Annotated in this window: 8 protein-coding genes and 1 pseudogene; 5 read left to right on the forward strand and 4 right to left on the reverse strand. The window is 68.0% G+C overall.

Annotation, left to right across the window (positions count from 1 at the left end; genetic code table 11):
• Nucleotides 1–192: 192 nt before the first annotated feature.
• Nucleotides 193–1,071 (forward strand): SPFH domain-containing protein, encoded by an 879-nt coding sequence (locus AB0M95_RS17385; protein WP_363765159.1) that lies wholly within the window; start codon nt 193–195, stop codon nt 1,069–1,071.
• A gap of 20 nt (nt 1,072–1,091) precedes the next feature.
• Here the strand turns inward: AB0M95_RS17385 and AB0M95_RS17390 are convergent, their stop codons facing one another.
• The 3 genes and pseudogenes from AB0M95_RS17390 to AB0M95_RS17400 all read right to left on the reverse strand — a co-directional run bounded on the left by AB0M95_RS17390 (nt 1,092) and on the right by AB0M95_RS17400 (nt 6,671).
• Entirely contained in the window at nt 1,092–2,747 is a 1,656-nt protein-coding gene (locus tag AB0M95_RS17390; protein WP_363765162.1) for a ubiquinol-cytochrome c reductase cytochrome b subunit, read from the reverse strand.
• A gap of 231 nt (nt 2,748–2,978) precedes the next feature.
• Nucleotides 2,979–5,648 carry a pyruvate dehydrogenase (acetyl-transferring), homodimeric type gene (aceE, locus tag AB0M95_RS17395; RefSeq protein ID WP_363765165.1) on the reverse strand — a complete coding sequence of 890 codons (2,670 nt, stop codon included), beginning with the start codon at nt 5,646–5,648 and terminating at the stop codon, nt 2,979–2,981.
• A gap of 347 nt (nt 5,649–5,995) precedes the next feature.
• A pseudogene (locus AB0M95_RS17400) lies at nt 5,996–6,671 on the reverse strand (GntR family transcriptional regulator).
• A 232-nt stretch (nt 6,672–6,903) separates the two neighbouring features.
• Between AB0M95_RS17400 and AB0M95_RS17405 the strand changes: the two are divergent.
• On the forward strand, nt 6,904–7,047 hold the full coding sequence (locus tag AB0M95_RS17405) for a hypothetical protein (protein ID WP_363765168.1): 144 nt from the start codon (nt 6,904–6,906) through the stop codon (nt 7,045–7,047).
• A gap of 466 nt (nt 7,048–7,513) precedes the next feature.
• Nucleotides 7,514–8,182: a hypothetical protein gene (locus AB0M95_RS17410; protein WP_363765171.1), complete on the forward strand. Its 669-nt coding sequence runs from the start codon at nt 7,514–7,516 to the stop codon at nt 8,180–8,182.
• 354 nt (nt 8,183–8,536) lie between these two features.
• Here the strand turns inward: AB0M95_RS17410 and AB0M95_RS17415 are convergent, their stop codons facing one another.
• Complete coding sequence (locus AB0M95_RS17415) at nt 8,537–9,076, reverse strand: NYN domain-containing protein (RefSeq protein ID WP_363765174.1); 540 nt, start codon at nt 9,074–9,076, stop codon at nt 8,537–8,539.
• A 309-nt stretch (nt 9,077–9,385) separates the two neighbouring features.
• Between AB0M95_RS17415 and AB0M95_RS17420 the strand changes: the two genes are divergently transcribed.
• Nucleotides 9,386–9,664, forward strand: coding sequence for a hypothetical protein (locus AB0M95_RS17420; RefSeq protein ID WP_363765177.1), 279 nt, complete (start codon nt 9,386–9,388; stop codon nt 9,662–9,664).
• Nucleotides 9,665–9,901, forward strand: coding sequence for a hypothetical protein (locus AB0M95_RS17425; RefSeq protein ID WP_363765180.1), 237 nt, complete (start codon nt 9,665–9,667; stop codon nt 9,899–9,901). It abuts the gene before it with no gap.
• Nucleotides 9,902–9,974 lie beyond the last annotated feature (73 nt).

Genomic DNA, 9,974 nt, shown 5'->3' on the forward strand with positions numbered 1-9,974 from the left:
GCAACTGTGCCTTCGAAGCTCACCCTCTTCGAGGATGAGATTTGACATGAAGAGTCGCTCTCGGTCATCGGCTTCGGTACCGAAGGCGACCGGTGGGCGCAGGCGGTTGGGGCCTTGGTAGGCGGATTAAACTGGGAAAGTGTCCTCGGCCTGATGCTTCATCGGGGCCGATGGGCATGCGGGGGGTGCGAAATGACCATTATTAGTGTGATTCTCGCGGCCTTGGTCCTCGGCGCGGCATGGCTGGCGACGAGCGTGCGCATCATCCGGCAGTACGAACGGGGCATCGTCTACCGGTTCGGGCGTGTGCGGGCGGCGGTCCGCGGACCCGGACTCGCACTGCTCCTGCCGGTCGCCGACCGCCTGGAGAAGGTCAACCTGCAGATCATCACGATGCCGGTGCCCGCCCAGGACGGCATCACCTGCGACAACGTGACGGTCCGCGTGGACGCCGTCGTCTACTTCAAGGTCGTCGACCCGATGCGGGTGGCCGTCGACGTGCAGGACTACATTTCCGCGATCGGCCAGGTCGCGCAGACCTCGCTGCGGTCGATCATCGGCAAGAGCGAGCTGGACGACCTGCTGTCCAACCGCGAACAGCTCAACCAGGGCCTGGAGCTGATGATCGACAGCCCGGCGCTGGGCTGGGGCGTGCACATCGACCGCGTGGAGATCAAGGATGTGGCGCTGCCGGAGACGATGAAACGGTCGATCGCCCGCCAGGCCGAAGCCGAGCGGGAGCGGCGGGCCCGCGTCATCACCGCCGACGGCGAGCTGCAGGCCTCGGCCAAGCTGAGCCAGGCCGCCGAGACGATGGCACAGCACCCGGCCGCGCTGGAACTGCGCCTGCTCCAGACCGTCGTCGAGGTCGCCGCCGAGAAGAACTCGACGCTCGTGCTGCCCTTCCCCGTGGAGCTGCTCAGGTTCCTGGAAAGACAGGCACCCGCCGAGCCCGGCCGGCCGGTCACCTCGTCCGGCACGGACGACGCCCCGCCGGTCCCTGTCGCACAGCACATCCCGGAGGCCCGCCAAGGCGAGCAGGCCACGCCCATCGGCGGATCGACCCGTTAGGACCGGCCCGGTGGTCGCCGTCACCCGCTATGGCGGCCCGTCGCGGAGGAGCCGCGGATCTCCTTCGCCGGCCGTTCATGCCCCTTCTCGGGTGCCTCCGGCGCCTCCAGGGAGAAGGCTTCGCTCTCCCTCGCGTAGATGCCGCTGAGCTTGGCCCGCAGCCTGCCGAGCGGGTGCCGCATGACGTCCGGAGGCACGCCGTCCGCGGCGGCGGGGGCGGCCGGGATGGCGGGGATGCGCTTCTTGCCCCTCACCAGCTCCGCCAGATCCTCCGTCGGAGGAACGTGAACCTCGATGTACTCACCGTTGGGCAGGCGCTTGATGACACCCGACTCCACTCCGTGGGCCAGCATCTCCAGATCCCTGCGCTGCAGGCCGACGCAGAGGCGGTAGGTGACGAAGTACGCGAGCGCCGGTCCGAGGAAGATCAGGACCCGCCCGACCTTGGTGGTGGTGTACAGCGGGATGTGGTACGTCGCCGAGATCAAGTCATTGGCGCCCATCACCATCAGCAACGTGTAGAACGTGATCGCCGTGACACCGATCGCGGTGCGGTGGGGGTTGTTGCGAGGCCGGTCGCACAGGTGATGTTCCCGTTCGTCCCCGGTGATCCAGTGTTCGGCGGCCGGGTACAGCAGCAGGCCGGTGAAGATGATCCCCATGGGCAGCAGGGCCGGGATGACCACGCTCAGCGGGATCGTGTACCCTAGGAGGTTGATCTCCCAGGCCGGCATGAGCCGCAGCGAACCCTCCAGGAAGCCCATGTAGAAGTCGGGCTGCGACCCTGCGGAGATGTTGGCCGGGCTGTACGGGCCGAACAGCCAGATCGGGTTGATCTGGGCGAAGGCACTCAGCAGCGCCAGGGCGCCGAATGTGACCATGAAGAAGGCGCCGGACTTGATCATGAAGGCCGGGAAGAACGGCGCGCCGACCACATTCGTCTCGGTGCGGCCCTTGCCCGGCATCTGGGTGTGCTTCTGCACCCACATCAGCATGAGGTGAGCGGAGATCAGCGCCAGCAGCAGGCCGGGGATCAGCAGGATGTGGATGGCGAAGAACCGCGTGATCACATCCTGCCCGGGATACTCGCCGCCGAACAGGAAGAACGAGAGGTACGTGCCCACCACCGGGATCCCGATCAACACCCCCTGGGTGATGCGCAGCCCGGCGCCCGAGAGCAGGTCGTCCGGCAGGGAGTACCCGGTCAGGCCCTCGGCGAGGGCAAGGACGAACAACAGCACGCCAATGGTCCAGTTGAGCTCGCGCGGCTTGCGATAGGCCCCGGTGAAGAACACGCGGAGCATGTGCACCATCAAGCCCCCGACGAACAACAGCGCCGCCCAGTGGTGGATCTGCCGGATCAGCAGGCCGCCGCGCACGTCGAAGCTGATGTGCAGAGTGGAGGCGTAGGCCTCGGACATCCGCACGCCGATCAGCGGCTGGTAGGGGCCGTTGTAGACGACCTCGCCCATGCTCGGCTTGAACCAGAAAGTCAGGAACGTACCGGTGAGCAGCAGGATGATGAACGAGTAGAGCGCGACCTCACCGAGCAGGAACGACCAGTGGTCCGGGAAGACCTTGCGGAGGTTCCGCTTGAACCACTGCCCCGCCCCCAGACGGTCGTCGATGAATCTCGCGCGCTCCGCGAGGACCTTCGGCGTCCTGTCGAGAGTCATGCCCGCCCCCCTAGCCCCGGCGTCCCCTCACGCCCTCGGCAGGAGCATCCCCGCGTCGCCTCGGGCGGCACAGCCGTCAGTGCATACCACGCTACGCTTCGCACACGCGTGGCATTCGAGCAGGTCAACAGGGCAGGTCAAAAGGGCAGCGGCCGTCTCGGTGCCGCTGCCCTTCCCGCGTAACAGCTCGTACGACGCCCGGGCCTTGTCACAGCCCGTACGACGGACTGGTCACAGCCCGTACGACGCCCGGGCCTTCTGAACGGCCTCCGGCTTGACCTCGCCGCGCCGGGCCAGGGCCGCGAGCGCCGCGACCACGATGGACTCCGGGTCCACCCCGAAGTGGCGGCGGGCCGCCTCGCGCGTGTCGGAGAGGCCGAAGCCGTCCGTGCCGATCGAGTGCCAGTCCTGCGGCACCCACTGGCTGATCTGGTCCGGGACCGCCCGCATCCAGTCACTGACCGCGAGCACCGGCCCGGCCGCGCCTTCCAGGGCACGCGTGACGTACGGGACGCGGTCCTCGCCCTTCAGCCGGTCCTCGTCGCAGGCCAGGGCGTCGCGGCGCAGCTCGCTCCAGGAGGTCGCGGACCACACGTCGGCGGCCACGCCCCAGTCGCGGGCGAGGAGCCGCTGGGCCTCGAGGATCCAGTGAATGGCGGTGCCGGAGGCGAGGAGCTGCAGGCGCGGCGCGTCCTCGGGCAGGCCCTCGGCCTCCTGGAAGCGGTAGAGGCCCTTGACGATCCCCTCCTCCACCCCGTGCGGCATGGCGGGCTGGACCTTGGGCTCGTTGTAGACCGTGAGGTAGTAGAAGACGTCCTCCGCGTCCGGCCCGTACATCCGGCGCAGACCGTCACGGATGATCACGGCCACCTCGTACGCGAAGGCCGGGTCGTAGGCGAGCGCCGCCGGGTTTGTGGAGGCGATCAGGTGCGAGTGGCCGTCCGCGTGCTGGAGGCCCTCGCCCGTCATCGTCGTACGTCCCGCGGTCGCGCCGATCAGGAAGCCGCGGCCGAGCTGGTCGGCGAGCGCCCACATCTGGTCGGCCGTCCGCTGCCAGCCGAACATCGAGTAGAAGATGTAGAACGGGATCATCGGCTCGCCGTGGGTGGCGTACGACGTGGCGGCGGCCGTGAAGTCGGCCATCGAACCGGCCTCGGTGATCCCCTCGTTGAGGATCTGGCCGTTCGTGGCCTCCTTGTAGTACATGAGCATGTCGCGGTCGACCGGATCGTAGGTCTGGCCCGGCGGGGAGTAGATCCCGGCGCTCGGGAAGAGCGACTCCATGCCGAAGGTGCGGGCCTCGTCCGGGACGATCGGCACCCAGCGCCGGCCGGTCTCCTCTTCCCGCATCAGGTCCTTGACCAGGCGGACGAAGGCCATCGTCGTCGCGATCTCCTGGCTGCCCGACCCCTTGGCCAGGGCCTCGAACGGCTTGGCCGGCGGCTCGGGCAACGCCACCGGGTGGACCGTGCGGGCCGGGGCGGGGCCGCCCAGAGCGGCCCGGCGCTCCTGGAGGTAGCGCACCTCCGGCGAGCCGGCGCCCGGGTGGACGTACGGCACGACGTCCTCGTCCAGCCTGCCGTCGGGGATGGGGAGTTCGAGCAGGTCGCGCATGGCGCGGAACTGCTTGCCCGTCAGCTTCTTCATCTGGTGGTTCGCGTTGCGCGACTCGAAGCCGGATCCGAGCGTGTGGCCCTTGACCGTTTGGGCGAGGACAACGGTCGGCGCGCCGCGGTGCTCGACCGCGGCACGGTAGGCGGCGTACACCTTACGCGGCTCGTGGCCCGCCCGGGAGGTGTGGAAGCACTCGACGATCTTCGCGTCGGTCAGTGCCTTGGCCATCTCGGCGAGCGCCGGGTCGGCGCCGAAGAAGTGCTCGCGGATGTAGGCGGCGTCGCGGGTCGCGTACGTCTGGAACTGGCCGTCGGGGACCTCGCGCAGCCGTCGTACGAGCGCCCCCGTGCTGTCGAGCGCGAACAACTCGTCCCAGGCCGAGCCCCAGAGGGCCTTGATCACGTTCCAGCCCGCCGCGCGGAACCGCGCCTCCAGCTCCTGGACGATCTTGAAGTTCGCGCGTACCGGACCGTCGAGCCGCTGCAGGTTGCAGTTGATCACGAAGGTCAGATTGTCCAGGCCCTCGCGACCGGCGAGGGCGAGCGCGGCGGTCGACTCGGGCTCGTCCATCTCGCCGTCACCCAGGAACGCCCATACATGGGAGCCCGAGGTGTCCTTGATGCCGCGGTGCTGCAGATAGCGGTTGAACCGCGCCTGGTAGATCGCCGCCAGCGGGCCCAGGCCCATCGACACGGTCGGGAACTCCCAGAGCCAGGGCAGCCGGCGCGGGTGCGGGTAGGAAGGTAGGCCGTCGCCGCCCGCCTCCCGCCGGAAGTGGTCGAGGTGCTCCTCGGTGAGCCGTCCGTCGAGGAAGGCCCGGGCGTAGATGCCGGGGGAGGCGTGCCCCTGGATGAAGAGCTGGTCCCCGGAGCCGTCGGCCTCCTTGCCACGGAAGAAGTGCTGGAAACCGATCTCGTAGAGCCAGGCGGCGGAGGCGAAGGTGGCGATATGGCCCCCCAGGCCCTGGCGGCTGCCCCGGGTCACCATGGCCGCGGCGTTCCAGCGGTTCCAGGCGGTGATACGCCGCTCCATCGCCTCGTCGCCGGGGAACTCCGGCTCGGCGGCCGTGGGGATGGTGTTGACGTAGTCGGTCTCCAGCAGCTTCGGCAGCGCGAGGCCGATCCCCTCGGCGTGCTCGAGGGTGCGGCGCATGAGGTAGGCGGCGCGGTCCGACCCGGCGGCCTCGGTCACCGCGTCCAGTGAGGCCGCCCACTCGGCGGTCTCCTCCGGGTCGCGGTCGGGGAGCTGGTCGAGGGCGCTCGGCTGGGTGCGCATTGCGTCGCTCATGGGTTCGCCTTCCAAGTGGCCCGCACCTCGTGGGAGGGCGAGACGGTGAGAAAGGTGCCCTGCCATCCGGGCAGGGCGGGGCCGGTAGGCCCGCCGACCACTGTACGTCTGATCGATGATCGATCAAAATACTCTGGGCAAATTTCGCGAGAAGGAAAGGAAGGCGATATTTTCCGCCACCCGCCGGGTCTCCGGCGCCGGGCGTCAGGCCGATCTCGCGCCCCTCAGACCCCGGCGGCCGGGCGCAGAGGCACGCAAGGCATCGAGCACGCAAGGCATCGAGCGCGCAGGGCATCGAGGCGCGCAGGACTCAGGCCTCGGCCGCTGGGCGAAGAGGCGGGTCGGGCTCAGGCCTCGGCCGTCGGGCGTCGAGGCGCGCAGGCCAGCACATGCCGCTTGACCAGCTCGCCCACGTGCGGATCCCGCCGCCGGAAGGCCTCGACCACCGCCTCGTGCTCCTCCGCGTACGACTGCTGGTGGGTGCCCAGCCAGCGGATGGAGAGCGCCGTCCACACCTCGATGCCGAGCGCCTCCCAGGTGTGCAGCAGCACGGCGTTCCCCGACGCGCGCACCAGCTCCCGATGGAAGGCCACCGTATGCCGCACCTGGGCCTCGGCGTCGCTCCTGCGGTCGGCCTCGTACAGCGCGGCGACCTCGGGCTCCAGGACCGAGACGTCCTCGCCCAGCCGGGGTGCGGCCAGCTCGGCGGCGATCTGCTCCAGTCCCGCCCGCACCGGGTAGATCTCCTCCAGGTCGGCCACGGTGAGATCGCGCACCCGGACGCCCTTGTTCGGCGCCGACTCGATCAGCCGCAGCGTCTCCAACTCCCGCAGCGCCTCCCGGACGGGCGTCTGGCTGACCTCCAGCTCGACGGCGATCCGCCGCTCCACGATGCGCTCGCCCGGCTTCCAGCGCCCGCTGACGATCCCCTCCACGATGAACTCGCGGATCTGCTGGCGAAGCGAATGGACGACGGGCGAGGCCATGGGCGCTCCTTGGAAGATCGGCGCCTGCCCGGCCCAAGCGGCCGGGCCCCGCGCCGGGTCCGCCGGACCGCAACGGCGGACCCGGCCGAGGTGGTTCGGTGAGCGGTCATTCTGATACTGAGCGTAGTACGACCGGCCCTCCCGTCCGGGCGCCAGCCGTACCACAGACGGAGGCCGACGACGAGCATCTGCGCCTGCTGAACCTGCCGGCCTGTCGATCAGCCGGGTTGTCGAGGCGGAGGGATCGCCGACCCGCGAGATTCGGGGTCTTGGTGAAGGGTTTCGGCCGGGAGAAGGTCCGGAAGCTGCTCGGAATGGCGGTCTGGGAGGTGGAGCTCGCGGTGGACGGCGAAGTCTGGCGCGATCTTGCCGCACCCCAATCCGCCTCTTCTGGTGAAAGCGAGAATCCATGACTCCCCAGGAAGCCACTGGGCGGGCTTAGTTGAACGCCGGGAGCGGCCCACAGCCAGCCTCCCGGCGCATCGCAAGCTAACAGGGACCCCTCGGCCTGGGACCGCTGATGTAGATGCGGTGTCAGTGAACCGACGCTGGTCTTCCCCTCTTATCGAAAGCCGCTTACCGTGACCGTTAACCACGGTCGATCCGGAGACGTCCATGGACTTTGCGGTCTGGCTGAGCGGTTTGATGGCTCTTGCGGGAGTCGGGTTGGGCAGTCTGCGGGCGCGAGATCGGGCCTGGAAGCGCGAGAAACAACGACGCCGGCGAGACGTAGCACGCCGCGCGACCGTCCACACGCCATCCGCGTCCTCGCCCGCGTCTCGATCCGCCAGAAGACTCGCTCTCTTGGCCCTTGTGCTCCCACTCGCCGGATGCTACCCCGCCAAGGCGGTGCCCCTGACGGGCCAGAATCTGCGGCCGGTGGGCACAGTCCGATTCCTGATCTCCGCAAGAGGGGAGGTGTCCGTGTTCGGCTCGCAGGCACTGTCCGTCAGGGCCGCGGACCCGGCCCGCGCCAGGACAGCCGGACTGCGGCGCGTGGAGCTGAAGACCTCGCGCGGATCGGCCTTCTACGACCTCGCGACGGATCGCCCGCTCTACAAGGTCGCCAACGGCTCCTACCGGCCCGCCCCGGACCCGCTGTCCTACACGATCAAGCCGGGCCGGACCGCATCCGTCGCGCTGGTCGACGACTCCAGCGAACCGATCCGCCTAAGTGTCGACATGCACTACGGCGCGTACCCCAACGCGATCGACTTCGACGACGGCCTCGAAGGATACCGCGAAGACCCGGGCGTGGACGTCCTACGCGAAGATAATCCACACGGCTTCCTTTGGCTGGGCTTTGGCAGTCACTTCACCCCGCTGAATGGCGCCTTGGTCGGCCGCACCGACCAACCCGACGTGCCCTCCCTCGCACTGCCCCCGGACCGCTGGTTCTCCACCGAGATCATCCTCGACAACGAGGACTCCGTCTGCGTCCGCACCGCTGAGGGCCGCTTCGGTATGCTCGATCCCGTTCCCCCGGCCGGCCCGGACGACTTCCGCGTCATGCCCGCGCACTCCTGGCAGACCTCTCCGGAAGGGTGAACCCGGCCGAGGATCTCGGTAAGCCGCTCGACGAGTTGCTGGTGCGGCACTTCGAGGTACGGGCGAACGGCGTGCTGGCCCTAAGAGGTGGTCTTCAATCCCCTTTTGATGATCTTCGATTGCCCTTGCCGAGGTTCAATTTGGTGCGCGCCGCCCCTTGTCGGTCCTGGGTCATGGGGGCGGCCACCCAGCGGTTCAGATCGGAGTGCCGCTGGGAGCGGCGGGCCGACGCCGGATTGAAGCGATACCACACGCGGGGGTACCCGTGCTTTACGACGGGGGGACGGACGGCGGCGCCCGCGTTTGAATTCGCAAGGCGGTGCCGCCGGGCTCCCGGCGGCACCAGTCGTGGTTTCAGGCGGCGTGCAGTGCGGGTGGCTCGAGGCAGACGACATCGGGGACGATGGCGGCCAGGTGGCGGCTGAGAGAGCCGCGGCGTGAGACGACCGTCACGTGCAGCCCGGCTTCCGTCAACCAGTCGGCGAGGTTGACGAAGTAGCCATCCCCAGACCCGATGATCACGCGCTCGAACCGCAGGTCAATGCGGTCGTCGTACGCCGACTCGACCAGTGCCCGGTCGGCGCCGTCGGGACCGGAGCGTGCGAGCAGTCGCACTCCTCGGAAGGCGATTCCGACCGCCAGGAGCGCGGTGTGGTTGACGGCCACGACGTAGTGATCCATCGCTCCTATGGGGACCAGCGACTCGTAGATGGTCATGACCTCCTCGACCTCGCAGGTCGTGGGGCGGGTAGAGCCCACGAGGTTCTCGATGTCGATCAGGTGCATGGCCCGGCCCTGCCGCAGCGACTCCTGGTGCTCCAGGCGACGGGACCGGCGGCTCGTCCGCGACGTGCGGGAGCGGAACTCGTCCAGGTGCGTGACGGGGGTGATCACGATACGCGTCTTTCCATCAGCGTCGTGTGCGTGGATCTACATTAGAACACATGTGAACTCAATCCACGACAGTCTGATGAGATGACGTGATTCTGCGGTCCAGGATGGCTGTGTGAACGGTGCGCCGAGGTCCCCGTGAGAGGGACGAAGACCCGGCCGTGAGGCCGCGCCGGGCGCTGACCTCTCCATCCCACATCCGGACATCGCGTCGTCGGGGCGCGCCGGATTTCCCTTATCGGTTGGCTATTAATTGCCGTGACAGGTCGTCACTTAATTAGGCATAGATTATCATGTTTCTTATTGCGTGATATGGCTGCGTTGAGCCGTTACGTCATATGCGAGGAAGTCGCGAGAGTTGTCAGGCGGCTTGGTATCAATCCGCAAGAGCGTGGCGACGCTACTGCCGTCAGTGGCTCACCCGATATCGTTGAGTTGGACGACGGGAGCTTCGCCATCATCGGGACCGATATCACCGATCAGATCGGGACCCAGCCTCTAGGCGACGCGAGATGCGCTGCTGATGAGCGGATCGTCCGGATCTCCCGAGCCGCCCTCATGTCGGCGAAAAAAGACATTCCGGACAGCTAGATGATTTCAGGGGCGACGCGCACCGGCAGGCGGCTGACCTTCGATCAGGGCGGGCAGCAGTTCTCGAAGGCTTGGTCGCGGATCGAATGGCGGTTTCTCAAACTCGAATGTTGGCAGGCGTACGAGGAGCTTGATACCAACAAGTCCCAAGAGGCGTACCGCCAGGGCGACGTCGAGCAAGCCAGGGACCTGCTGCGCGACGATGCCGAAGCCGACCCAGATCTTTCACGATCATGATCAAGCTTTCCTGAGGTCGTGTTGATCATGGTGTTGGGTGCAGAGTTCCGGGTTCGGGCATGCCGAAAGCCCG

Source organism: Sphaerisporangium sp. NPDC051017 (assembly GCF_040683095.1).
In the GTDB taxonomy this organism is placed as follows: domain Bacteria; phylum Actinomycetota; class Actinomycetes; order Streptosporangiales; family Streptosporangiaceae; genus Sphaerisporangium.

Excerpts from the sequence above, each read along its gene's own strand:
- AB0M95_RS17385 (WP_363765159.1), top strand. The coding sequence starts at position 193 with ATGACCATTATTAGTGTGATTCTCGCGGCCTTGGTCCTCGGCGCGGCA.
- AB0M95_RS17390 (WP_363765162.1), bottom strand. The coding sequence starts at position 2,747 with ATGACTCTCGACAGGACGCCGAAGGTCCTCGCGGAGCGCGCGAGATTC.
- aceE (WP_363765165.1), bottom strand. The coding sequence starts at position 5,648 with ATGAGCGACGCAATGCGCACCCAGCCGAGCGCCCTCGACCAGCTCCCC.
- AB0M95_RS17420 (WP_363765177.1), top strand. The coding sequence starts at position 9,386 with ATGGCTGCGTTGAGCCGTTACGTCATATGCGAGGAAGTCGCGAGAGTT.
- AB0M95_RS17425 (WP_363765180.1), top strand. The coding sequence starts at position 9,665 with ATGATTTCAGGGGCGACGCGCACCGGCAGGCGGCTGACCTTCGATCAG.